Source organism: Lacticaseibacillus pantheris DSM 15945 = JCM 12539 = NBRC 106106, from assembly GCF_001311175.1.
Classification (GTDB): Bacteria; Bacillota; Bacilli; order Lactobacillales; family Lactobacillaceae; genus Lacticaseibacillus; species Lacticaseibacillus pantheris.
This window is the reverse complement of record NZ_BBAI01000001.1, coordinates 22472-47373: the sequence shown is the minus strand read 5'-3', so window position 1 is coordinate 47373 and position 24902 is coordinate 22472. Positions and strand designations below refer to the sequence as shown.

General features: G+C 50.6%; 14 protein-coding genes and 8 pseudogenes. 15 read left to right on the top strand and 7 right to left on the bottom strand.

Translation table 11 applies throughout. The features are described from left to right. The first annotated feature begins 19 nt into the window (after positions 1-19). Positions 20-916 carry a rhamnulose-1-phosphate aldolase gene (rhaD, locus tag JCM12539_RS00195; RefSeq protein ID WP_054648325.1) on the top strand — a complete coding sequence of 299 codons (897 nt, stop codon included), beginning with the start codon at positions 20-22 and terminating at the stop codon, positions 914-916. Between the two features lie 124 nt (positions 917-1040). On the opposite strand, the pseudogene JCM12539_RS00190 reads toward rhaD, so the two are convergent. Beyond that, positions 1041-2101: pseudogene (locus tag JCM12539_RS00190) on the bottom strand (D-alanine--D-alanine ligase family protein). A 192-nt stretch (positions 2102-2293) separates the two neighbouring features. Between JCM12539_RS00190 and JCM12539_RS13490 the strand changes: the two are divergent. Both JCM12539_RS13490 and JCM12539_RS00175 read left to right on the top strand, forming a co-directional pair. Then, positions 2294-2797 carry a methylated-DNA--[protein]-cysteine S-methyltransferase gene (locus JCM12539_RS13490; RefSeq protein WP_054648321.1) on the top strand — a complete coding sequence of 168 codons (504 nt, stop codon included), beginning with the start codon at positions 2294-2296 and terminating at the stop codon, positions 2795-2797. A 105-nt stretch (positions 2798-2902) separates the two neighbouring features. Continuing rightward, positions 2903-3889: a D-2-hydroxyacid dehydrogenase gene (locus tag JCM12539_RS00175; RefSeq protein WP_225350139.1), complete on the top strand. Its 987-nt coding sequence runs from the start codon at positions 2903-2905 to the stop codon at positions 3887-3889. A 69-nt stretch (positions 3890-3958) separates the two neighbouring features. On the opposite strand, the gene JCM12539_RS15655 is transcribed toward JCM12539_RS00175, so the two are convergent. The 4 genes from JCM12539_RS15655 to JCM12539_RS00160 are packed head-to-tail and all read right to left on the bottom strand — an operon-like array spanning position 3959 to position 6350. Continuing rightward, a complete protein-coding gene (locus JCM12539_RS15655) occupies positions 3959-4237 on the bottom strand; it encodes a homoserine kinase (protein ID WP_225350138.1) in 279 nt (92 codons plus the stop codon). 16 nt (positions 4238-4253) lie between these two features. After that, entirely contained in the window at positions 4254-4859 is a 606-nt protein-coding gene (gene thrB, locus JCM12539_RS00170) for a homoserine kinase (RefSeq protein WP_225350137.1), read from the bottom strand. After that, positions 4852-5760, bottom strand: a complete 909-nt coding sequence (locus JCM12539_RS00165; RefSeq protein WP_054648319.1) for a PALP domain-containing protein — start codon at positions 5758-5760, stop codon at positions 4852-4854. The genes thrB and JCM12539_RS00165 overlap by 8 nt, the downstream gene beginning before the upstream one ends. After that, positions 5757-6350, bottom strand: a complete 594-nt coding sequence (locus JCM12539_RS00160; protein ID WP_054648317.1) for a PALP domain-containing protein — start codon at positions 6348-6350, stop codon at positions 5757-5759. The genes JCM12539_RS00165 and JCM12539_RS00160 overlap by 4 nt, the downstream gene beginning before the upstream one ends. A gap of 200 nt (positions 6351-6550) precedes the next feature. Here JCM12539_RS00160 and JCM12539_RS00155 point away from each other — a divergent pair, with 200 nt between their 5' ends. The 3 genes and pseudogenes from JCM12539_RS00155 to uhpT all read left to right on the top strand — a co-directional run bounded on the left by JCM12539_RS00155 (position 6551) and on the right by uhpT (position 11551). After that, complete coding sequence (locus JCM12539_RS00155; RefSeq protein ID WP_054648315.1) at positions 6551-7747, top strand: homoserine dehydrogenase; 1197 nt, start codon at positions 6551-6553, stop codon at positions 7745-7747. Positions 7748-8804: 1057 nt separating this feature from the next. Further along, positions 8805-9980: pseudogene (locus JCM12539_RS00150) on the top strand (RNA-guided endonuclease InsQ/TnpB family protein). A 473-nt stretch (positions 9981-10453) separates the two neighbouring features. Further along, positions 10454-11551, top strand: coding sequence for a hexose-6-phosphate:phosphate antiporter UhpT (gene uhpT / locus JCM12539_RS00145; RefSeq protein WP_263849712.1), 1098 nt, complete (start codon positions 10454-10456; stop codon positions 11549-11551). A gap of 1099 nt (positions 11552-12650) precedes the next feature. Here uhpT and JCM12539_RS00140 read toward each other — a convergent pair. Continuing rightward, positions 12651-14345 carry an oleate hydratase gene (locus tag JCM12539_RS00140; protein ID WP_054648313.1) on the bottom strand — a complete coding sequence of 565 codons (1695 nt, stop codon included), beginning with the start codon at positions 14343-14345 and terminating at the stop codon, positions 12651-12653. A gap of 16 nt (positions 14346-14361) precedes the next feature. Continuing rightward, entirely contained in the window at positions 14362-14487 is a 126-nt protein-coding gene (locus tag JCM12539_RS14410; protein ID WP_263849703.1) for a hypothetical protein, read from the bottom strand. Positions 14488-14800: 313 nt separating this feature from the next. Here JCM12539_RS14410 and JCM12539_RS00135 point away from each other — a divergent pair, with 313 nt between their 5' ends. The 9 genes and pseudogenes from JCM12539_RS00135 to JCM12539_RS14390 all read left to right on the top strand — a co-directional run bounded on the left by JCM12539_RS00135 (position 14801) and on the right by JCM12539_RS14390 (position 24892). Further along, positions 14801-15313, top strand: coding sequence for a TetR/AcrR family transcriptional regulator (locus JCM12539_RS00135; protein ID WP_225350135.1), 513 nt, complete (start codon positions 14801-14803; stop codon positions 15311-15313). A 311-nt stretch (positions 15314-15624) separates the two neighbouring features. Further along, positions 15625-17064, top strand: a pseudogene (locus tag JCM12539_RS00130) (alpha-amylase family glycosyl hydrolase). Between the two features lie 238 nt (positions 17065-17302). Then, positions 17303-19045, top strand: a pseudogene (locus tag JCM12539_RS00125) (glycoside hydrolase family 13 protein). 111 nt (positions 19046-19156) lie between these two features. Beyond that, positions 19157-21441 (top strand): annotated as a pseudogene (locus JCM12539_RS00120) (glycoside hydrolase family 65 protein). Beyond that, positions 21414-22108: pseudogene (gene pgmB, locus JCM12539_RS00115) on the top strand (beta-phosphoglucomutase). The pseudogenes JCM12539_RS00120 and pgmB overlap by 28 nt, the downstream one beginning before the upstream one ends. Then, a pseudogene (locus tag JCM12539_RS00110) lies at positions 22101-23196 on the top strand (ABC transporter ATP-binding protein); the annotation flags it as partial. The pseudogenes pgmB and JCM12539_RS00110, both read left to right, overlap by 8 nt. Before the next feature lie 73 nt (positions 23197-23269). Next, entirely contained in the window at positions 23270-23821 is a 552-nt protein-coding gene (locus JCM12539_RS14405; protein ID WP_263849702.1) for an alpha-amylase family glycosyl hydrolase, read from the top strand. After that, positions 23731-24659 (top strand): annotated as a pseudogene (locus tag JCM12539_RS14395) (alpha-amylase family glycosyl hydrolase). Before JCM12539_RS14405 ends, JCM12539_RS14395 begins: the two are co-directional and overlap by 91 nt. Then, positions 24659-24892, top strand: coding sequence for an alpha-glucosidase C-terminal domain-containing protein (locus JCM12539_RS14390; protein ID WP_263849700.1), 234 nt, complete (start codon positions 24659-24661; stop codon positions 24890-24892). Before JCM12539_RS14395 ends, JCM12539_RS14390 begins: the two are co-directional and overlap by 1 nt. Positions 24893-24902 lie beyond the last annotated feature (10 nt).

Sequence of the window (24902 nt, the reverse complement as noted above, 5' to 3'; positions counted from 1 at the left end):
TGGAAGAAGGACACTAAATATGGCTGATGAAAAGCAAGAGTTTTTGAACCCAGAATATACACAGGCGTTTGTTGATTCTCCGTACGTTGCGCAAATGAAGCGGGTGACCTGGTTATCGTATGACCATGGCTGGGATGAGCGTAACGGTGGTAATGTCAGTTGTCGGCTGACGGAAGATGAACTCCGCGGTTATGGGGATGTTCACGAAGTAAAGCGGGTCATTCCAATTAAGTTTGACGCCAGCGAACTGGCCGGGGATTACTTCCTGGTTACGGGTACGGGTCGTTACTTTAAGAACGTGCGCGACTTTCCTGAACGCGATACCGGGCTGGTTCGAATCCGTGAAGATGGGCGCAGCGTTGATCTGATGTGGGGATTCTCTGACGGCGGTCAACCTACTAGTGAATTTCCTGCCCACTTGATGACGCACATTAGTCGGTTGAAGCAAGATCCCAAGCAGCGTGTGGTTATGCACTGCCACCCCACTAATCTAGTGGCAATGAGTTTCACGGTGCCGTTAGACGAGAAGGGCCTGAGCCGCATTCTGTGGAAGATGCAGGCGGAGTCGATTGTGGTTTTCCCTGAGGGTATCGGTGTATTACCGTATATGACGCCAGGTACGAATGAAATTGGGGCTGCAACGGCTGAAAAGATGAACAGCTTCCGGTTGGTTCTTTGGCCACATCACGGAATCTTTGGTGCTGGAGAATCCATTGATGAAGCGTTTGGTTTGATTGAAACCGTTGAAAAGGCGGCTACTATCTACACCGCCATTCAGTCACAGGGCGGTTCAATCCTGAATGAAATTACCGATGAGAACCTGCAACAATTGGCTGACCGTTTCGACTTAGTACCTAACCAGGAATTTCTGCATGGGGAATCACTGGTTAGTCCGTTAGCCAAGGTCACTGCATGAAGTGATTTGATTGAGTACAAAGCAGGTCGCCCAATATGAGCGTCAGTACTCGCCCGGTGAGTAGCCGGTAACCTCGAAAAAAAAGCCCCGCGGTTCAACCGCGAGGCTTTTCGAGTGGTACCAATTAAATTGCTAATCCTTGGTCGTACAAATCCATCTTGCCACGCACAATGGAATCAACCAGTTCGGAATACTTGATGCCGGCTGCTTCCGCCTCCTGTGGTAGTAGCGATAGTGGCGTCATTCCCGGCAAGTTGTTGGCCTCAATGACGTAGACTTTGTCGTCGGGTGTGACGAAGAAGTCGATCCGCGCGTAGTTTTGCAGGTCTAGGGCGCGCATGGTGGCCTGGGCGACGTCCTTCATTTCCTGGTGGATGCTTTCGTCCAGGTCATCCGGTGGGGTGACGAAGTCGGTGTGCCCCGGTTGGAACTTGTGTTCAAAGTCGTACCAGCGTCGTGGACCTTGATTTCGATGGCGGGCATGGCCACACCGTTCACCACGCCCAGCGAAAATTCTCGGCCGGTAATGAACTCCTCCACGATGGCGCTCGGGTCAAAGCGGAAGGCCTCCGCGAGACCAGCCTCTAACTCCGAGGCGTCGTGGGCGATGGTCATCCCCACGCTTGAACCACCGCTAGTTGGCTTCACAATCATGGGGAAGTTGAACGGCATCTGCTGGTGCGTGCCGTCTTTGCGGAGGGCTTCCTTGAACTTGGCGGTTGGGATGCCGCTCTCCAGCATAATTTGCTTGCTGAAGACCTTGTTCATGGTCAACCCAGACGCGAGGGCTCCACTACCCGTGTAGCGAATGTTGTTCAGGTCCAAGTAGGCCTGCACCTTACCGTTTTCCCCGTCGCCACCGTGTAGGGCAAGGTAGACGATATCGGCTGCCTGGGCGATTTCGAGGACGCCGGGACCAAAGAGCTGCGTGCTCCCGTCCGTCCGTAGTGCGTTGATGTCGTCGTCGGTTAACACTGCATCGCTGATTGCCAAGCCGTCAATTAGGTTGGCATCACCGAAAACATCGTTAACGTCCTGGACACCGCTCATGTCGTAGCCCAAGAATAGGTCGACAAAGGTGGCCTGGTGGCCGGCTTCGCGCAGTGCTTGCGTGATGCGCGTACCACTAGAGATTGATACGTTGCGTTCGGTACTGCGACCGCCCGCTAAGACGCAAATTTTCATATCCATAAAACCTCCGATGTATTTAGAACCTTAAGTTTAACATATTCGGCCACCACGTAGAGTTGATAGCGATACCAAATTAGGTTAAATTTAATGGGCTTAATACTTGCCTGGATGTGTTCTGCGATTAACTGTATTAAGATGGTGGCGGACATGGCGCCGTAGAGATATGTCACATAAGGAGGGAACAACATGACTTTACGCAGTACGGAAATTAGCGGTCCCAACGGGCAGTGGTTACTGGTCGTGGATGATAACAAAGTCGCGTACATCGGCTTTCCAGGTGAGGACGTGCAGGATGTGAACAAGCTCCTCAGATTGCCAGTGGGAGTAACGATTGATGACCATGACGTACCGCGTAAGTTGGTTACGGCTGTGACCGCCATGGTTGTGGACGACGTGGCGTTGTCCCCCGACAACTTTGTGGAAAACGGTACGCCGTTTCAGCAGCGTGTTTGGCAGGCGTTACGGCAAATTCCTCGCGGTCAAACGCGAACGTATTCTGAGTTGGCCGCAGCTATCGGCCAACCCACGGCCGTCCGCGCTGTGGCCCACGCCGTAGCGACGAACCCCGTCCCGTTGGCCGTGCCGTGCCACCGGGTGCTGCCTAAGTCAGGCAGCGTCGGGCAATATCGTGGTGGCAGCAAATTAAAGGCTTTCTTACTATCCCGCGAGGGGGTTAATCCGGTAAAATAGAGGTATAAGGATTAATGGGTGTTTATCCCAGGCGTCACCTTATTAGTAAATGTTGCGAATTTTGGCGTACATAGCGCCGCAAAGATGAGAGGAGCACACATTCTAATGAAAATAGTTTCTTTTGGTACCCGTCCTGATGAGGCACCGTATTTAACCGAATGGTCTGAACGTACCGGCATTGAGCTGAAGCAGATTACCGCGACGCTGAATGAAGATAACGTGGACCAAGCAGCTGGTTATGATGGCATTACGTGCATGCAGACGGTACCGTACAGTGCCGCTTTGTTTCAAAAAAATGGCCGATTTAGGCATCAAGTTTCTGTCCATCCGCAATGTTGCTTGGACAATATTGATATGGCCGGCGCCAAAGCTGCTGGCGTGCGCATCAGCAACGTGCCGGCGTACTCGCCAGAAGCCATTGCTGAGTTTGCCGTGACGATGACCATGCACCTGATCCGTAATATGGGTCAGGTTGAGCAACACCTGCGCGAGAACGACTACAACGGCGCGATGCACTATATTGGGCGTAACGTCGGTGACTGTACGGTTGGGGTGATTGGTACTGGCCGGATTGGGCGGGCTGCCATCCAGATTTTTGAGGGCTTTGGCGCCAAAGTACTGGGTTACGACCCGTACCCAGCTAAGAATACGGACATTGACTACGTTGACCTGGACACTTTGCTGCGGGAATCCGACATCATTGACCTCCACGTGCCGGGTCTGCCATCGAACACGCACATGATCGACGCGGCGGCGTTTGACAAGATGAAGGACCGGGTCATCATCGTGAACACTGCGCGGGGGAACCTCATCGACACGCAGGCGTTACTGGATAACTTGCGTTCAGGCAAAGTCGCTGGCGCGGGTATCGACACCTTTGAATACGAGGAACAGGACCTGCTCAACCTCGAGCAGCACGGTAGCTTCAACGACCCCGTTTGGGACGAAATGATGCAGATGCCCAACGTGGTGCTGAGTCCCCACATTGCCTACTACACGGAAACTGCGGTGCGGAACATGGTTGAGTTCTCGCTAGCCAACCTGATGGGCTTCCTGGAGAAGGGCGCGGCGGAGAACGAAGTAACGAAATAGATAAACAAACGCGAAATCGCCCACAACTTTGCACTCGCATGTAAAGTCGTGGGCGATTTTTTGTTGGCGTTATTCCGCTACCGCTTGAGCCGCCACCGTACTGGTGACCCCGGCAGCGTCTGGCTGGACGGCACGGACCTGCCATTGCGGCCATTGCTGGCGGGCGACGGCGGCGATGGCGTACGCATCGGCGGCATCGTGGGCAATCGCGAGCATGGTGGATCCGGAACCAGAAATAAGTGCGACCGCGTTATGCGTCGTTGCCAATTGCCGCACCGCCGCAAACTCGGGAATTAGCCGTGCACGGTAGGGTTCCTGCATTTTGTCGGTGGCCGCGTGGCCCAACATGGCCGCATCCCCCCGGCTAAGCTGCCGTCATCAACGTGCACCGGCCCATCTGGTAACTGGCATCCGCGTAACTCAGGGTATGCGGCAAGATGGACCGCGCGGCGTTGGTGCTGACGGGGACGTTTGGAATGAGCACGACCATGCGCCAGTTCGGGTTTAGCGCGTACTGGGCAACGCACGAGGTGCCGTCCGCGTTCATGATGGTGGCACACAGCTGGCCAAAGATGGCGGGGGCAACGTTGTCGGGGTGTCCTTCCATCTCCGTGGCCATCGCGAGGAGGTCGTCGCGTGACCAGCGGGCCCGGTATAACTGGTTGGCCCCTTCCAGTCCGGCCACGATGCAGGCGGCCGAACTACCCAGACCGCGGGCGGCGGGCATATCCGCGTCAGTCGTGATAGTGAGGGGTGGCACCGTGGCGTGGAGCCGCCGAGCGCCGAAGCGGAAGGCTTGGTAAATGAGGTTGTCGGCGTTGTGAAAGCGCGCGTCACCACCGTGAATGTGGAGACGACCGTCGGGGCTAGTCGCAAAGCTGGCGTGTAGGTACATATTGACGGCTAGACCAAGCACATCGTAGCCGACGCCCAAGTTGGCACTGCTGGCTGGTACTTTAACGTTAATCATAGACCGACCTCCTGGGATTGGTGTTTGTTTTGCAGTGCCTGTTGTTCGACGAATGCTGCATCGCGTCGGGTGTTAGCCGCACCGGCACGCGGGCGGGTAGCCGGTCGAGGTGGCCGAGGTTGTTGGGGTTAGGTACGCCGGTTTTAGCGGCGAGTTGGCGCATCAGGTCAAAGTCGTCGCCGTGTAGCTCGGGAGCGACGGCGGCCGCTACTGCGCGGGGAAACTTGTACGGGCTCGCCGTGCTGAGCAACACCGTCACACCGGACAGGTTACCAGCGAGACTTTGCTGTGCGGCGTACCCCGCCGCCGTGTGTGGATCCATCAGGTAACCGTGCTGCTGGTAGGCGTCGCGAATGGCATCCTCGACGGCTTCATCGTCGGCGCTGGCAGCGACAAAGTCGTTCTGCAGGCTGGCCAGTAGCTCAGGGCTGACGGTGTAGGCGCCGTCGCGGTCTAGGTTGGCCATGAGCCGCGTGACCAGGTCGGTATCGCCGCCACTCTTGTAGTACAGGAGTCGCTCAAGGTTGCTTGAAACCTGGATATCCATGCTGGGCGCCACCGTTTTAAGGAATGGCCGGTTACGGTCGTACCGCCCAGTTTGTAGAAAGTCGGCGACGACGCTGTTAGCGTTAGTGGCGACCACGAATTTGGCGACCGGCAGCCCCATCATTTTGGCGTAGTAGCCGGCCAGGACGTCACCAAAGTTGCCGGTGGGCACCGTGAAGTTGATCAGCTCGCCGGCGCGGATAGCGTCCCGGTCCACCAGTTGCCGGTACGCGGCGAAGTAATAGACTACCTGCGGAATGAGTCGCCCGACGTTGATGGAGTTGGCGGCAGTGACGCTACTATCGCTTTGTCGGAGCGTGGCGGCCAGTTGACGATCGTTCAGAATTTGCTTCACGGCGGTTTGGGCATCATCAAAGTTGCTTGGATCGCCGCCACCGTAGTATTTAACCCGCCGGCAGTGAGCATCTGCCGTTCCTGGATGGGGCTGACGCCGCCGTCAGGGTAGAACGTGGTGATACGGGTATGGGGCACATCCTGAAAACCCGCCAACGCGGCTTTGCCCGTGTCACCACTGGTGGCCGCCAGTACCAGGACATCCTCCTGGGGATTCAGTGCTTGGGCCATGATGTGTGGTAGCAGCTGGAGCCCGATGTCCTTGAAGGCACTGGTTGGCCCGTGGAACAGCTCCAAGATGTGCAGGTCGTCAACGTCGCGCACGGGTGTGATGGCGGGATCGTCAAAGGTATTGCTGTACGCTGCACTAACGGCCGCACTCAATTCGTCCGCGGTATAGTCAGGCAGGAGTGCCGCCAGCACGATGCGGGCCATCGCTTGGTAGCTAGTGGCCGCCATCATGGGCGCGAATAGTTGGTGCTGGCTGATGTTGGGATCCACGTAGAGGCCGCCGTCCGGTGCGGTGCCGCGCTTGATTGCGGTCTTGGCGTTAACGGCGTTGTGGTCACCACGGGTGCTGATGTATGGCATAAATATCACTCATTTCATTACAGTTTGTTGGCGAACGTGACGGGCTAGGGGATGAATCTTGGTTGCCGTAGCCGTTCAGGATGTTGCCCTGAATTAATCGTTGCGTGCGCCCTTGCATTCGAATACCCATTATGATACTTTGTTCATTAAACAAATACAAGTGTTCACGAAGCAAAAACAAAGAATTGGGGTTGACGCTTATGCAAATTGCTATTTTAGGGTATGGAACGGTTGGTGGCGGCGTGGGACGTTTGGTTGCCCAGCAGCAGCATCAGGTACAGCAGCTACAGGTCACCCACATCTTTGTGCGGCCCACGCACCCGCGCACTCAACCCGAAATGAGCGACGACTTCGAAGCAATCATCAACGATTCCCATCTAGATGTGGTCGTGGAGACACTTGGCGGTGTTGAGCCGGCGCACCAGTACATTCTGGCCGCCCTGCGTCACGGCAAACATGTCGTCACGGCGAACAAAGCTGTGGTTGCTCGCTACCTGCAGGAATTCACTCAGGTGGCTGCGGCGCACCACGTGCATTTCTATTACGAGGCCAGTACGGGTGGCGGTATTCCCTGGCTACGCAACTTGGAGCAAGCCGCCCGGGTAGACAGCCTTGATCGCCTGGCCGGGATTCTAAACGGAACGAGCAACTACATTCTTGACCAGATGGCTAGCCAGGGTGTGGAGTTTGAGGTGGCGCTGCGGTCCGCCCAGCAGTTGGGTTACGCGGAGGCCGACCCTACGGCTGACGTGGCGGGGATAGACGTGCAAAACAAGTTACGTATTAGTACGGCGGTTGCGTTCAACGTTGACCCGCAGTTTGCACTACCCACGTGGGGGATCAACGGGGTGCGGCAAAGTGATATCCGGGACCTACAACGTCTAGGTTTAACCCTCAAGCTCATGGGGACGAGCGTGCGCCACGGTGATCACGTGGCGGCGGTGGTCGCCCCAACCGTGGTGGTGAATGACAGCCTCTTTGCCCACACCCCGGGTAACTTCAACCTCGTCGCGCTGCACGGCGAGTCGGTGGGTGATTTACAATTTTACGGCCAGGGTGCGGGGGCGGCACCGACGGCTACCGCGATTGTCCAGGACGTACTGGATATCGCGCACGGGGTTCCACACTTACACCGCGACTTTGCTCAACCCGCCATTAGTGACGACGATTTGTTAACCGGCGATTATCTGGTTCGCGGTGCGGTTGGCGCGTGTCCCGGCGTGACGGATTCAATGGTGGGAAGTTACTACTGGGCGGCTGATGTGCACCCGGCGGTGATGGCCCGGTGGGTGGCGTCACACCCAGATAGCTTGGCGCTACGCTTATCGCCAGCGGCCAGTGCCCAGGTGCGGCCGACCGTAGCCCAGTTAGCACAGGGTCGGCGCGCGTTTGCTTAAACTGGAAGTGTGGTGTGGCTGGTCGTGCGGGGTTGGCGGTGTCGTTCCCGGGGACGCGGTTGCTACAGTAGTGGTATCCGGCAGCGTAGGCCGGGTTGGTGAGTTACGGCTTAGTGGGTGCTCCGCGGTAATCCACTGCTAGGGCGAAACCTCCAACTCGCCAAGTGCATGCGAGTTTCCGCCGCGATTTCAAGCCTGCCCGGAAAAACACCGGTCAGTCTCGAAATTCGTCGCGTTCTAATGGCTAAAGCCAATGGAGCTCTCGGACTGGCTTCGCCATTCCTGCGAGTAGCACGCAGCAAGCGCTAAAGCGCAAACTGCCTGCGTTCCCTTGCAGTGGTTACCATTCCGACCCCACACGCCTCCGCATACCGGCCCGACCGACGCGGCCTCCCGCTACTATAGCAACTACGTCTCCGGGCACGACGCCTCCACCTCACCACCGCTTCACCGGCACCCTCTAGTTTGATAAGCGTCCATAACTATGGTATTTAGCGGACGGTTTTATACTTTAGTTTTTCGTGAATGCGATATGTGCCCGTGCTGGGTCGACGGCTGTAGCCACATGCCCGAAGTTACGTAGGAGTAAAACGACGTACAGAATTCAAAAATTGAAATCGTGGTGACCGCAACTGTCAATTCGGTTGCGGTATTTTTGTGCATTAATGGAAAAATAACTAAACATTTGGGCCGATGCTTGTTATCGAACCGGTTTGTGGCGCTAGTATAAAGATGTCAACATAACGTTATGTGAGGAGGTAGTTAACTGTACTTTAAATCATGGAACAAAGTGTAATAACGGGATATTATCAAGACGCAATAATTAAGTGGAAGACATCTTGATACCCAGATGTAGTAGTTTCGACTAAATGCAATCATTTGTTGCAATTTTTGAACAGCCATAACTTACTCTCCAAATTGCAAACCGCATGGGATAGGCAAAGCCTATTAGAAACTATCAAGTCACGCTTGTTGAGCACCTCAAAACCAGCGTAAAATTTAAGGTGTTGAATAGTTGCCGCGGTGTTCTATGTTTATGTTGGGGGAGTGAGCCAGGATGATTAAAACACACAGGATTAAGTTGTACCCCAATGCCACCATGCGCCGCGCGTTCCAACTACTGTTTGACTACCGACGCTACTGCTATAACCTGGCCCTCGAATCATGGAACGGCATGTACGATGAGTCATTGTTCATGGACGATAAGTCATTACGGCCCAACGAACGTAAAGTACGTAATGAGCTGGTCAACAACAAGCAGGATTGGCAGTACGAACTCTCAGCCCGGGTTTTGCAACTGGCAGTACACGATTTGGCTCAGGGGTGGCGGAATTTTTTTTAATCCGCAGATGCCCAACCATGGACGCCCACGGTTTAAGTCCAAGAAACGGTCACGCAATACATTCACAACTGATCGTGCGCGGGTGGTTAACAAAAAAAACTTCGCATAGATCGACCACGTGGTTGTACATCGTGGTATGACATCCGGATGGCGGAACCGGTGCGCTGGGCTGGTCAGCTAAAAACAGCGACCGTGGTCGAAGAGGCTGATGGCTATTACGTTGCGCTAGTTGTGGAGGTTGACGAGAGTGTCGCGGTTAAAGCTGGGCATACAGTCACGGGAGTAGATGCCAATATTGCCCGCTTTGACTATCGCGACGCTACGGGCTACCAATCGGTTTCGACCATGAGTGCCAAGTTACTGCGGTTGTACGACCGCATTACCCACTATCAGCGGTTGCTGGCACGTAAACGGGTGGCAAACCCTTCAAATTTCCGGTCCCAGAACTACCGCGCAACGAGAGCCAAGTTGCAGCGAGATTATCAAAAGGTGACCCGAATTCAAATGGATTTACTGCACAAGTTTACACACCAGTTAGTACAAACCAATGACGTGATTGTGATTGAAGACCTTGATAACTTGCATATGCACATGAACAAACGCTTAGCCAAAAACTTGCACCGTTCACTGTTCGGCAAGTTTAAGAAACTTATGCAATATAAGTGTGCATGGTCCGGCGTGAAGCTAGTCATGGTTGATCGGTTCTATCCGAGCACCCAGCGCTGTTCGCAGTGTAGCTTCGTCAAAACTGGCGCGGACAGGATTGCATTAGAGGGTAATCGCCGTCATCATACTGGACACGACCAGTATTTGTGTTATCAATGCGGTGCAAGTATGCGCCGCGACCAAAACGCGGTGGAGAATTTAATCCAGTATGCAATGGTCAATTAATCATTCTGGGTATGGCTAATACCTTATGGTTCAAGAGTCAGTCAATGTCGTGCGGATGTTTATCCAAGAGGGAATACTGATGATGACGGGACTAAGTGAGATGCAGAATGTCAATCAAGAAAGGAAATATATAAACCTTTATTGGTGTCGAAGAGACATTCTTCCACATTTTATATAGCAGGGTTATCATGCAATTTTTTTGATTTAAAACGTCCGGCCAAACTGGGGTTATCAATTCCGGAGCAAAAGCACCGTTGGCTCCGCGAATTTTTGAAGGCGTTTATGGTTGTCTTTATGGTTTATTTCTGTATGTATTTGGTGCGGAACAACCTGTCGGCAGCGCAACCGCTATTGGTGAAGCAGGGTTTAACCACCACCCAATTAGGTTGGATCGGGTACGGCTTTTCTTTAGCCTATGGGATTGGTAAGACACTGTTGGCTACGTGGTTGATGGGAAAAACACGAAACGGTTTATGTCGTTTCTGCTGGTTCTGGCAGCGGTAATGACGCTCTTGGTAGGGGTATTGTTGTTAATGAATCAGACCCCCGTGGGCTTGATCTTGGTTCTGTGGTCATTGAACGGACTGTTTCAGTCCCCGGGTGGATCTGCATCGTTATCCACGATTTCAAGGTGGACAACCACTACTACGCGTGGGCGCTACATAGGTATTTGGAATATTTCCCACGAGCTTGGTGGAGCCGTTGCAGGGATCATCGCACTTTGGGGTGCAAATCACCTGTTTGGCGGTAACGTCGGGGGTATGTTTATCTTTCCGGCTGCAATTGGTTTGATTGTTGGCTTCTGGGGCTTGTTTTTCGGTGCTGATGACCCGCAAGAATTAGGTTGGGATACCAGTGAGGTTATCTTTGACGAACCCGTTCCCGCGGCTGATCAGGAAGCGGCAAAGATGAGCAAGTGGGATATTCTGAAGACCTTCGTTATTAAGAGCCCGTGGGTGTGGCTACTCTGTATCGCGAACGTGTTTGTGTACGTGGTGCGGATTGGTATAGTTAACTGGGCGCCTTTGTATACGGTACAGCAGTTGCACTTTACCGTGGCGCAGGGCGCGAATACGTTGCTGCTTTTCCAGCTCGGCGGTATTATTGGCAGCGTGGTTTGGGGGCTGGTTTCTGACTGGCTCAAAGGACGGCGAGCAGTGGTTTCCATTCTGTGCCTGGTGTTAACCGCAGGAGTGGTGCTCGGGTACCGTTACGGGACGACGCCGACGATGATTAACATGTCGCTGTTCTTTCTGGGGATGCTGATATACGGGCCGCAATTACTGATTGGGGTGTCCGTGATCAGCTTTGTCCCCAAGAATGCGCTAAACGTATCGGACGGGCTCACCGGCACCTTTGCCTACATCTTTGGTGACCTGATGGCCCAGGTTGGTTTTGCGGCCATCGCCGATCCAAAGGCGCACGGGCTGCGCGTGATGGGGCAGCTGTTGCACGGTTGGAACGACACGTTTATTGTGTTCTACGCCGCCGTGGTGCTGAGTGTGATTACGCTCGCCGTGGTGGCAGTGGGGGAGGAGCGCCGAATTCGGGGCGCGGCAGTGGCAAAGTAACGGTGTGAACGATAACTAATTGTTTTGTATGGAGATGAGATGGCTCACCTCTATTTTTATGGGCGTAGGTATTGCCGGACGCGTTGGTCAGGATGCTGCGGTGCCGTTGTTCCCGGACATATGATGAATACAGTAGCGGGAGGCCGCGTCGGTCGGACCGGTGAACTGCGGCTTACGTGGGGTGCTCCATGGTAATCCACTGCTAGGGCGAAGGCTCCAACCGCCAAGTGCGGGCGTGTTTCCGCCGCGATTTCAAGCCTGCCCGGAAAACCACCGGTCAGTCTCGAAATTCGTCGCGTTCTAATGGCTAAAGCAAAATGGAACTCTCGGACTGGCTGCGCCATTCCTGCGAGAATCAGTCAGTAAGCGCTAAAGCGCAAACTGACTGCGTTCCCCGGCAGTGGTTACCATTCCGACCCCACACGCCTTCGCTCACCGGTCCGACCGACGCGGCCTCACGCTACTATAGTACTCACGTCTCCAGACACGACGCCTCCGCCCCACCACCACTTTTACGGCCTCGTTAGTTCGACGCATCCGTAACAGTGGTCTTTAGCGAACGATTTTATACTTTGCTATCGGTGATTACACCATATCTTTCGTTCCGGGTTGACTGATAACTAAAGTATCAGGTCGTTATCTGATAACACATGTCGCGGACGAGTCTCACAGCGATTAGTGCAGGCAAAGTGGTGTTGGGGTGGATGCGTCGTTACCGTAGACATGGTTATCGTAGTAGCGTGAGGCCGCGTCGGTTGGGTTGGTGAGTGGAGGTGTGAGGGTCGGAGCGGTAACCACTGCCAGGGGGTACCGCCGTAGGAACGCAGTGACGTACGGCGCGACGAGTTATGAAACTGACCGGCGGGCTTCCGGGCAGGTTCATAATCGCACCGGAAACTCACCCGGTCTTGGTGAGTTGGAGGTTTCGCCCTAACAGTGGATTACCGCGGAGCGCCCACTAAGCCGTAACTCGCCAACCCAACCAACGCTGCCGGCAAATACAGCGCAGGCACATAACCCACGCTACAACAAAACCACCACGGTCCCGCACCGTGGTGGTTTCGCATGTAACATTGTAATCTGGTGTAACGTAGCAAAGTTAGCTGAACATCTTCTTCGTAGCCCGCAGCAGCACCTGAGGATCCTTGTCGTAACGCGGATTCTTTACGAGGTGGCTCATTGGGATACCAGCAAAGTGGTAGGCGGCAATCTCGCCGGAACGAACGGCACTTTGCTCGGTGAAGATCATCTGGTATGGCTGCTCAACGAACTCACCGGTGAAGGCGAGGTTGGTTGAGTGGGCCGGGATGACCAGCGGCCGGTCGCTCTTGGCGCGGTTGTTGAACAGCGCGGAGGCGTACGGCATGTAGACGGGGATGTTGTTGATGATGGACTCCATGATCTCGTCATGCTTGTCACGAATGTTGCCGGGACCCGGGTCGACTTTGCTCAACTGGCCAATCAGCTCTTCGACCATTTCCTTACCGTTCATTTCGATGTACGGCTTGTCGACAAACTCACCGTGACGCCGTGGGTACAGGAAGTAGCCCCAGAGCACGGTCTCGTTCGGCTTTTGCGTGGTGAAGTGCGGCTGGTGGTGAACCACGATGGACATGTTGACGTCAACCTGACCCAAAGGTGAAATGGGGCTAGTGGACAGGAACGAGTTCAGCGCGTTACCTGGCACCTGCGTCGTGATACGGCTGATTTCGTTAAGCAGCAGGTGGTTCTTGGTCGTCAGGGTGAAGCTGACCCACTCACTGGCGTTGCGGTCGGCAAAGAACTTGTCGGGGTTACCGACGTTGTAGAACCGCTCCGCGACTTTCTTCCACAGCCCAGCGGCAGCGCCGTAGTCCATGTTTTCCGCGGCCGGGGTGTTGAAATCGCCCTGGGTGGCGGAGTCGGTGATGGAGCCGTTGGTGAAGATGACGGCGGTGTCGTCGTCAACCTCCACGTGCTGCTCCTCGCCACTGTTGACATCCGTCATGTGGATGCCAGTAACGGTAATCTCGTCTTGCATGGTGGACTCGGCAAAGTCGAAGTCGGTGACGCGCCGGTCAAGCACAATCCGCACGTTTTGGTCCTGCAGGTACTTAATCAGCGGCAGCATAATGCTTTCGTACTGGTTGTAACGCGTCCGGTTCACGCCGACCAGGTGTTCAATTTGCGTAAATTCGTAAATCATTTGGTGCATGTAACGCCGTAGCTCCTGCGCAGAACTTTGTGTGCGGAAAGCAAAGGTGGTTTCCCACATATACCAGAAGTTAGTCTGGAACATGTGTGGGTCGTCCTTGAAGTACTCGGCGATGGAGACGTTGTCGAGTTGTTCCTCGTCGCGGTCCGGCATCAAGACCAACTTGCTGAGCAGGATGCGGTCCTGGTTGTTCAGCCCCAGGTGACCACCGTTGATGATACCCTTACCCCCTTGCAGCAGGCGGGCCTTGTCAAAGGTGCGGTGCTTGCTATCAAAGTCGTGGGTGTCTTCTGCCGCGGTCATGCCGGGTTCAGTGACGGATTGAACGCGTTGTAGCAGGTCCATCAAGTCAACGTAGGTGCGGTAGTTTAACATCCGGCCACCACGCGCAACGTAACCCTTGGTGTTCTCCATCGGGTGCTCGCGGTTCCAGTATTCGTCGGTGGTGTCGTTGGTTGCCGCACCGTCGTTACTGCCGTGGTCATCGAGGGAGTAAAAGGTAATGTTTTGGCCCGGCCAGTGGGCCTCTTGAATTAGGTACACGGCGGCGGCCATGTTTGCCAGGCCGGCACCAATCATAATGGCTTTAGTTTTGGTCATATCTATTCCCCCCAATCTAGTCTTCCGGTTCAAACGGCCGGTAGTCAGCGGCCTCGTCATGGCAGAGGTCAAGCTTGTCAATTACTACGGCTGTAACCACCAGTGCGGCCACGCCGCAGGTCAATACGAATACTTTCTTCATTGCAAAACCAGCTCCAATCGCTTTATTCAGGTTCCATACGGGCTCCTACCCTACGTTTTACATTGTAAGCGCTATCCGGACAGATATGAATGGACAAACGGTTATGTTTGTTTAAAAGCCGACAAGGGGTGAAAATAACGTCAGTTTGGTGATGTTATCTTGTATGGCCGCGGGTGCTGTTTCGGTTCGCGTTACATTTAGTGAAGAGCGTTACACTTGCGGTTAACCATACAAGTCAGCGTTTGGACCAGACCAATTTGTCAGGCCACAGCTGAGGCATTACAATGGTACTAATAACACGGAGGCAAATCTTATGACCCAGCTAACAACTGAGGACGTACTCGCACGTACTTTGAAACAAATGATGGAAACAACGTCGCTCGATCACATTACGATTGGTAAATTGGCCAACGCGGCGCACATCAACCGCAATACCTTTTACTATCATTTTGACGATATCTACGAGTTGCTCCGTTGGACTTACAAACAGGATATCCTGATGCAATTACAGCAATACACCCAGATTGACCGCTGGGAGCATGCGTACCAATTGATGTTAGATTACATCGTTGACAACAAGCATTTCTGTCAGGAATCGTTAAGGTCCGTTGCGCGCGAGTTGCTGGAAAACTTTTTATACTCGGCGGCTACGGGCATGGTGGAACGGGTGGTAATTAGCGTCGACGCAAATACGCCGGCCAAAATCAGCCACGCCATTACCGACTTTTATGCGTGGGCAATCGTGATGCAGGTCGTCCAGTGGCTAGATAGTGATTTGGAAGAGAGCAAGGATGACATGATCAAAAAAAGCCGAGATTGTGCTTAATGGCACCATTGCCAATGCCATTAGTAATGGGCACGCGGTTTATGGGGTATAGATTTAATTACATATTTTTAGTGACGGTAGTTGCATATCTGGCCATTCTGTTGGTGACAACTTGGAGGGAGATATGCCCTTTTTTTTGGTCTAATAATTACGAATGTGATTTATTGAGGTTATAGCACCGTTTGTGTACGACAGCAGCCTAATTTCCGGCTAAGTTGAACGCTGTTATTAATCTTTTGATACCGGTAACAAGTAACCGGCCATTGTAACCGCTTCCTCCTGTGTTTAGCCTAGTATTTAGAAAAGGGAGGATGTATATGAACGATTGGTATAACCATGCAATAATTTATCAAATATATCCCAAGTCGTTTCAGGATAGTAATGGTGACGGTATCGGAGACTTAAATGGTATCCGGCAACGTATTCCATACTTAAAGAGACTGGGGATTACTGCGGTCTGGTTGAACCCAATTTTTGTTTCGCCGCAGGTTGATAATGGGTACGATGTGGCCAACTATTTTGCCATTGACGAGTCGATGGGCACTATGGCTGACATGGACGCTTTAATCAATGATTTCCATGCGGCCGGAATTAGAATAATTTTGGATTTTGTTCTTAACCATACCTCTGATCAACACCCGTGGTTTCAGGACGCGGTAACTAGTAAGGATAGCATTTATCGCGATTATTACTTGTTTGCTGGTAGTGGGAATCATCGCCCTAATAACTGGGGTAGCTTCTTTGGTGGATCGGTTTGGTCTCCTGATCCAGCGGGTAGTGGTCAGTCATACTTCCATTTATTTGACCAAAAAATGCCCGATTTAAACTGGGCGAATCCCGAAGTACGGAGATCCATGGGCGATGTTGCGGAGTTCTGGCTCAAAAAAAGGGATTGATGGCCTGCGGTTAGATGCGTTCATTCATATTGCCAAGCTGATTTGTACCAAAACTATCCCGTGCTGGGTGGAGATAATAAGCCAGTTGTTGCTGAACCGTTTTTCGCTAATCTACCGAAAGTACAAGAGTGGTTACGCCCCTTTTGTAGTCGTATAAGGACTGACTATCCAAATGTATTTCTATTGGGCGAAGCCGCCTCAGCAAACGTTAATCTGGCTGCTGATTACACTAATCAACAGAGCAAATTAATGGATGCGGTGATTACGTTCCGATACTTTACGGACGATGAAAGCAAGCTTAACTCTAATATCCCGGCGCAGTATCAACCTAAGGCTATGGACTGGTTCGAATTTAAACGAACACAGGTTGTATGGCAAGAGACGTTGAAATCTGTCTCCTTACCGGTACTTTACTGGGGTAATCATGATATGGCTCGTGTTGCCACACGAATTGCCGAAAATACCACACAGGCACGAAGCTTAGCTCTATTGATGTATCTACAGCGTGGCATCCCCATTATTTACTACGGTGATGAATTGGGTCTGCACAATCTGAAATTTCAAAATGTTGGTGATTTTAATGACGAAACGGTTGCGTCATTTGTTTCGAAATGTGTTGAAGCGGGCATGTCACAAGATGAGGCTTTAGCAATGGCTTCCTTAGTTCATAAATTGCCGGCTCGAGGGTTAATGCCCTGGGATGATTCGGATAACCACGGCTTTTCTAGGCATACTCCCTGGATCCATGGCCGGGAAGTTGATACGACTGATGTGTTTAGCCAGATACATGATAAGGACAGTATGTTCCACTTTTATCAGCAATTAATTGATCTTAAAAAAACAACCATTGTTTGAGGATGGTGACTATCGACTGATTGATACGAGCGGTCAGGTGTACGCATATAGCCGTAAATTAGGCTCAAAGGCCGCAATTGTGATGGTCTCGTTAAGTGGTGATCAGTGTACTGTTACCATGCCATATCATCAGTATCGGCGAATGATGAGTGTCGGCGATTATGAACTCCAAGGCCAAGAAATAACCTTGGGCGCATACGCGGCGTAGTTTTGGAACAAGTCAAAGGAGAGTAATAGTATGAATATTGCAGCACTTCGTCACAGACCGGAGAGCGAAGATTGTTTTCTTTATGATCAGGACTTGCTGGTACTTCGCCTGCACACCGCTAAAGGGGATGCGCGGCGAGTGAGCTTAATCTACGGTGATCCGTATATGACTGTCACCGACGCAGCGACGACTACGCTACGTGGAAGTATTCGGTCGCAGATATGGTTAAGGTCGGTGAAGGGCAAACGGACGATTACTGGTCGCTGAGGGTAAAAATGCCTTATCACCGGATACAGTACCAGTTCGCAGTTGAGGGTAGTGATGGACAACACGTTTTGCTCTCAGACCGAGGTATTCGTGCGGACACGGCAGAGAATCGTTTAAAAAAATAATTTTCGGGTACCATATTTTCAAGAAGTTGACCGTGTTAAAACCCCTGATTGGGCTAAAACTACGGTGTGGTATCAGATATTCCCGGAGCGGTTTGCAAATGGCGATCAAAGCAATGATCCCCAGGGTGTGAAACCCTGGAATCCTGAAGATCATCCTGGTAGAGAGGATTTCTATGGTGGTGATTTGCAGGGGGTACTAGACCATTTAGATGATTTGCAACGGTTAGGAATCAATGGCCTGTATTTTTGCCCCATTTTTAAGGCGTCATCCAACCATAAGTACGACACAATTGATTATTTTGATATAGATCCTGACTTTGGTGACAAAGATTTATTTGAACGGTTGGTTAATGAGGCTCATCGCCGCGGTATGAAGGTGATGTTGGACGCCGTGTTTAATCATATTGGTTATCAGAGTTTGCAGTGGCAGGATGTCCTCAAGAATGGCGATAGTTCGCGTTTTGCATCTTGGTTCCATATTAATTCATATCCGCTGACCCCATTCAACGACCCCAGCAATAATGGTGGAAATCCACAGTATGATACTTTCGCATTTGAACCACATATGCCAAAGCTGAATACCGCTAACCCTGATGTGCAGGACTACTTGTTGGAGATTGCCACCTACTGGATTAAGACGTTTGATATTGATGCTTGGCGTTTAGACGTTGCAAACGAGGTTGATCACCATTTTTGGCGGCGTTTTACCAAGCAACGCAGCAATGTAAAAAAAGATTTCCTAGTCATTGGTGAAGTGTGGCATTCTAGCCAGCCTTGGCTTAATGGTGATCAGTTTTCTGGCGTAATGAACTATGCATTTACGGAACAGGTGGAGGAGCATTTCCTAACTAGTCAGCAGACGGCACAGAACATGGTGGAATTACTGACTGATCAATTAATGATGTATCGTCAGCAAAATGCACAAGTCATGCTCAACACCCTTGATTCGCACGACACTGCACGAATATTAACGGTCGCTGGTGGTGATGAGAAACGGGCTCTGCAGGCATTGGCATTCATTTTTACCCAGACAGGCATGCCCTGCATATACTACGGGACAGAGATGGGGATGTCAGGGGATAACGATCCCGATTGCCGTAAGCCAATGGACTGGAGTCAGTTAGGCCAACCTATTTGGCAAAAGGTTCATGAGATCGTTCAATTTAGGCGTGATTATGCTCAACTTTTGGGTACGGGCAGTACGCGGCTTAGCGTAAATAGCACGGGCTTAATTAAGGTTGAGCGTGTTGGCTCGGCGCACCTGACCGCTTATTTCAATACCACCAACAATGCCGTTCCCTTGTCAATGGAGCCGAAGCTTGCCCAGGGTTACGACGGGGAGAATCTGGCCCCGAAAGGATTTGTCATCGAGGTGATTTGAGTTTTTGATAGCGGTAACAGAGTTTTTGGGGTATAAAAACTAAACTAGCCAATCCATAATTGCATTTGTAAGCGAATACAAGCGTTATCACTTGAAAGTGAAGGGTTGGATATGAAACGAATTTTTTTCAGTTGATCCATGGCTAATCCAAAGCATGAACTTAAGCCGGAGGACAAGCGGTTGCAGGAAAGTATCACTGCAATTGGAAATGGTTATATGGGTTTGCGTGGTAACTTTGAGGAAGGCTACTCCGGCGATAAATTACAAGGCACCTACCTAGGCGGGGTATGGTTTCCAGATAAAACGGTTGTCGGGTGGTGGAAGAATGGTTATCCCAAATACTTTGGCAAGGTAATCAATGCACCCAGTTTTATTGACATGAAGTTGGTTGTTAATGGTCACAAAGTGGATCTCGCGCAGGATTCTTACCAGAACTTTTCGTTAACACTCGATTTACATCAAGGATTGCTCTCGCGGAGTTTTATCTATGTGGGTAATGACACAAAAGTTCGATTTACGTTTCGCCGTTTTCTAAGCAATGTTATCAAAGAGGCGGCGTTAATTGAGGTTAAGGCGGATGTGCTTGCGGGACAGGCAACCATTAAGCTTGATGCCAGTTTGGATGGTAACGTCACTAACGAAGATAGCAATTATGGCGACCGTTTCTGGCAACCAATTAGTGAAGATGGCAATGAACATACCATTCAAATGGTGACCAAGCCTAATCCTTACGGTGTACCCCGGTTTACCGTTTTACTTAAGCAGCATTTGCGGTTGAACGGAGCTGCATATAATGGTGACGTTAAAACGGCCACGGGTATTATTAGCGAGAACTGGGAGGATACCCTGCAGGCTGGTCAATCCGTCCGCATCGAGAAGGATGTCATCGTGATTACCAGTCGTGATGTAGTACCCGACGAGCAGGTTGAACGTGCTGCTGAGCTTATGTATGAGCTACAAGCTAAATCGTTCACTGAAAACTTAACGGAGCACACGGCAGTGTGGGGAAGCCGCTGGTCTGCAAGTGATGTGGTTATTGATGGCGATGAGGCCGCGCAACAAGGTATTAGATTTAACATCGCACAATTATTTATGACTTATCACGGTGAGGATGAAAGACTAAATGTTGGTCCTAAGGGGTTTACGGGTGAAAAGTATGGCGGGGCTACATACTGGGATACTGAGGCATACGTTGTGCCGATGTACCTAGCAGTTGCCCAACCACAGGTAACGCGTGGATTACTGCAGTATCGCCATGATCAATTACCCGGAGCCTATCACAATGCCAGACAGCAGGGATTAAAGGGAGCCTTGTTCCCAATGGTTACCTTCAACGGGATTGAGTGTCATAACGAGTGGGAAATAACATTCGAAGAAATTCATCGTAACGCGGCAGTTGCCTTTGCGATTTATCAGTACACCGCATATACCGGAGATGAAAGCTACGTTAACCATGATGGTATTGAAGTTTTGGTGGCAATCAGCCGTTTTTGGGCGGATCGTGTCCACTATAGTCAACATCAACACAAGTACATGATTCACGGTGTTACCGGGCCAAACGAGTACGAGAATAATGTCAACAATAACTGGTATACCAACACAATGGCTGCTTGGGTTCTGCAATACACACTAGCCAGAATTCCCCATGCTGATCACGATGTAATGCAAGGGTTGGCCGTCACCGATGAAGAGCAGGCATATTGGCGAGACATTGTGGACAACATGTACTTTCCAGAGGACAAAAAGCTGGGTATTTTTTTTACAAAACGATACCTTTCTGGATAAAGAACTCCGACCGGCTAGTAGTATTCCCGAGGATGAACGGCCAATTAATCAGCACTGGTCCTGGGACCGTATCCTCCGCAGTCCGTTTATTAAGCAGGCTGACGTGTTACAGGGGATATACTTCCTGAATGACCGATTTACTTTGGATCAAAAGGAACGTAATTATGATTTCTACGAACCGTTAACGGTACATGAGAGTTCACTCAGCGCATCCGTTCACTCAATATTAGCGGCAGAGTTGGGGAAGCAGGACAAGGCGGTGGAATTATATGCCAGGACGGCCCGGTAGATCTTGATAATTATAATAATGACACTACGGATGGTTTACACATTACGTCAATGACCGGATCGTGGTTAGCTATTGTTCAAGGGTTCGCAGGTATGCGCTATGATCACAATCAATTGAGGTTCAAGCCGTTTATTCCACATGGGTGGACGCATTATTCCTTTAAACTGAATTACCGTGGTCGATTACTGGCGGTGGACGTTACAGCTGAGAAAACACAAGTAGAACTACTTAGCGGTGATGAACTGGATGTTGAACTCAACGGCCAGATTGTCCACTTGGAGAGGGGGGATGTCCATGCTTAAAGGCTTGTTATTTGATTTAGATGGTGTATTAACAGATTCGGCAAAGTATCACTTACAAGCATGGGGCGAGCTGGCCAAGAAGTTAAATATTACGTTGCCTGAGTCCGCTAATGATGAGTTACGGGGACGTTCCAGGTTAGACTCGCTTAACGTGATTCTAAAGTTTGGAAACCAGCAGTATTATTCTGAACAGCAAAAAAAAAGAGTTTATGGATACAAAAAAACAGAATTTACTTGCATTTAATCCGGGCGATGACACCGCAGGACATCCTTCCAGGAATTACAGACTTGTTGGCGGATGCCCAGGGCGCTGGCTTGAGGATGGCCATAGCTTCCGCGTCACGAAATGCGCCGATTATTCTCAATCAGTTGGGCATTGCAGATTTGTTTGCGGGTGTGGTAGACCCTGCAACTCTGATTCACGGTAAACCTGATCCTGAAATTTATGAGCGGGCCCAACAGCTACTACACTTGAGAGCTACCGAAGTAACTGCGTTTGAGGATGCAGTGGTTGGTGTACAGGCTATTAAGGGTGCGGGGCAATTTGCGGTTGGTATTGGCAACAAACATGTTTTACGACAGGCTGACTACGTGGTGCCAACGACTGGAGATTTAAGGCTTAGCGACATTATAGCTAACTTTGATAGTCGAAATAATGGCAAAGAAAGCAGGCAAATACATGGTTGAAATTGATTTGGACCACCTATACAAAAAAATACGACGATGCTGAGGATTATTCTGTGGAGGATTTTGACCTGCACATTAAAGACAAAGAATTTATCGTCTTTGTTGGGCCTTCTGGATGTGGTAAGTCAACAACTTTGCGGATGATTGCAGGCCTAGAGGACATTAGCAAGGGTGAGCTAAACATCGATAGTCAGGTGATGAATGACGTTGCACCCAAGGATCGTAATATCGCCATGGTTTTTCAAAGTTATGCACTTTACCCGCATATGAGCGTGTATGACAACATGGCGTTTGGCTTGAAGCTTCGTCACTACAAGAAGGCGGATATTGATCAACGTGTACAAAACGCGGCAAATATACTAGGCCTAACCGACTTTCTGCAACGCAAACCCTCTGCGTTATCTGGTGGGCAAAGGCAACGTGTAGCTTTAGGCCGGGCAATAGTCCGTGACGCACCAATCTTCCTTATGGATGAACCTTTGTCTAACCTTGATGCAAAATTACGGGTCTCTATGCGTGCTGAGATTGCCAAATTACATCAGCGACTCAACACGACGACTATCTACGTTACTCATGATCAAACCGAAGCGATGACGATGGCTGATCGGGTGGTGGTTATGTCGGTTGGGCACGTACAGCAAATTGGTACACCCGCCCAGGTTTACGAAAATCCCCGCAATCAGTTTGTTGCCGTTTATGGGTAGCCCCTCAATGAACTTCTTCAACATGCGGTATAGCATGGTATGGTGTCGGATGGTAAGACCATCCAGTTAAAGGTTCCAGCGGGCCGGGCGCGAATTCTGGATGATCAGGGTTACGACGGTAAGGAGATAATCTTTGGGATTCGTCCTGAAGACATTCATTCGGAGCAAGCCTTTCTAGAAACTTGGCCCGATGCAATTGTCAATTCTGTGGTCTCCGTTTCGGAATTATTAGGCGCGACAGAGCAACTTTACCTAAAGTCTGATGACACGGAATACATCGCAAACGTTAATGCGCGTGATTTCCATAATCCTGGTGACCAGGTTAAGGTCGGGTTTGATATTAATAAGGCGCACTTCTTTGACAAGGAAACAACAATGGCCATTACTAAGGACCGGTTCCACTGGAAGGGTAGGGTACTTGGAGACTGGAACTTGTTTCGATGGGAGGATGATGCGCATGCAGCCTTGGTGGCAATCGGCAGTTATTTATCAGATTTATCCGAAATCATTTCAAGATAGTAATGGCGATGGTGTTGGCGATATTCCAGGGATAATTAGTCGCCTGGATTATTTACAGCAACTAGGGATTGATGCTATCTGGTTGAGCCCCGTGTATCAATCGCCAGGCGAGGATAACGGTTATGATATTGCAAATTACGAGGCCATAGACCCGCAATTCGGTACCATGGCTGATATGGATCAATTTATTAGTGAAGCACGCAAACGACACATTCGTATCGTAATGGATTTAGTGGTCAACCATACTTCCGACCAGCACGAATGGTTTTTGAGTTCGCGTAGTTCACGAGACAGTCCTTACCGCGATTTTTACATTTGGCGGGACCCGGTGGATGGGCACGAGCCTAATCAATTAACATCAACATTTTCTGGATCTGCCTGGCAATTTGATAAAAAAAACTGGTCAATATTATCTACACTTTTTTTGGCCCAGGACAACCAGACCTTAATTGGTCAAATCCTCAAGTACGTAACGCTATTTATCAGATGATGAATTTTTGGATTGATAAGGGTATCGGTGGTTTTCGGATGGACGTTATTGACTTGATTGGTAAGGACCCTGATCTAGAGATTCGCGAAAACGGGCCCTCTTTACACCAGTATCTGAAGGAAATGCATGGTAAAACGTTTGGGCCTCATGACCTGATGACGGTCGGTGAGACTTGGGGGCTACGCCCAAAATTGCACAACAATACTCAGATCCAAGACGTGAAGAGTTATCGATGGTTTTTCAGTTTGAGGCCATGCAGATAGATCAGCAGCCCGGTAAGGAAAAATGGGATTTGAGAAAGTTTCGTCCCGTGGAGTTGAAGCAAGTCCTAACTAAGTGGCAGGAACAACTCGATTATGCGCATGGTTGGAATAGTCTATTTTGGAACAACCATGACTTACCACGAATTGTTTCACGATGGGGCGACGACCAAAAGTATCGTGTTCGTTCCGCAAAAATGTTTGCTATTTTGCTCCATCTACTGCGCGGAACGCCATACATCTATCAAGGCGAAGAAATTGGTATGACTAATTACCCGATTTCCTCGATAGATGAAGTTAATGACGTTGAAAGTGTCAATATGTATCGTGAACGGATAGCGAGCGGTTATAGTAAAGCAGAAATTATTCAATCAATTAATGTCAAGGGTCGCGACAACGCCCGCACCCCTATGCAGTGGAACGAGAGTGCATACGCGGGGTTTAGTGCCGGCAAGCCTTGGCTCCATGTTAATAACAACTTTCACGCAATTAATGTGGCAGCGGCTCGTGCGGATTCAAACTCCGTGTTTAGTACCTATCAACAGTTGATACGCTCCGCCACAATAATCCAATTGTAGTGAAAGGTAGTTTTGATTTAATTAATCATACTGTACCTGAAGTGATGGCATATCACCGTGTTTTGGGTGATGAGCGTTGGCTGGTAGTAGCCAATCTTTCTGGGCATAAGCAGTTCTTTAAAACTGAGGATCAGATTAAAAAAGTGTTGCTTAACAACATCGACACGATCCCCGATGATTTACAAAATGCAGAATTAGCGCCATATCAAGCATTTGCAGCTATTATTGTTTAAGTTATTTAAT

Coding starts and splice junctions, on each gene's coding strand:
- JCM12539_RS00135 (WP_225350135.1), top strand. CDS start 14,801: ATGACCCAGCTAACAACTGAGGACGTACTCGCACGTACTTTGAAACAA.
- uhpT (WP_263849712.1), top strand. CDS start 10,454: ATGTCGTTTCTGCTGGTTCTGGCAGCGGTAATGACGCTCTTGGTAGGG.
- JCM12539_RS14405 (WP_263849702.1), top strand. CDS start 23,270: ATGCAGCCTTGGTGGCAATCGGCAGTTATTTATCAGATTTATCCGAAA.
- thrB (WP_225350137.1), bottom strand. CDS start 4,859: ATGATTAACGTTAAAGTACCAGCCAGCAGTGCCAACTTGGGCGTCGGC.
- JCM12539_RS14410 (WP_263849703.1), bottom strand. CDS start 14,487: ATGAAGAAAGTATTCGTATTGACCTGCGGCGTGGCCGCACTGGTGGTT.
- JCM12539_RS00175 (WP_225350139.1), top strand. CDS start 2,903: ATGAAAATAGTTTCTTTTGGTACCCGTCCTGATGAGGCACCGTATTTA.
- rhaD (WP_054648325.1), top strand. CDS start 20: ATGGCTGATGAAAAGCAAGAGTTTTTGAACCCAGAATATACACAGGCG.
- JCM12539_RS00155 (WP_054648315.1), top strand. CDS start 6,551: ATGCAAATTGCTATTTTAGGGTATGGAACGGTTGGTGGCGGCGTGGGA.
- JCM12539_RS13490 (WP_054648321.1), top strand. CDS start 2,294: ATGACTTTACGCAGTACGGAAATTAGCGGTCCCAACGGGCAGTGGTTA.
- JCM12539_RS00160 (WP_054648317.1), bottom strand. CDS start 6,350: ATGCCATACATCAGCACCCGTGGTGACCACAACGCCGTTAACGCCAAG.
- JCM12539_RS00140 (WP_054648313.1), bottom strand. CDS start 14,345: ATGACCAAAACTAAAGCCATTATGATTGGTGCCGGCCTGGCAAACATG.
- JCM12539_RS15655 (WP_225350138.1), bottom strand. CDS start 4,237: ATGTTGGGCCACGCGGCCACCGACAAAATGCAGGAACCCTACCGTGCA.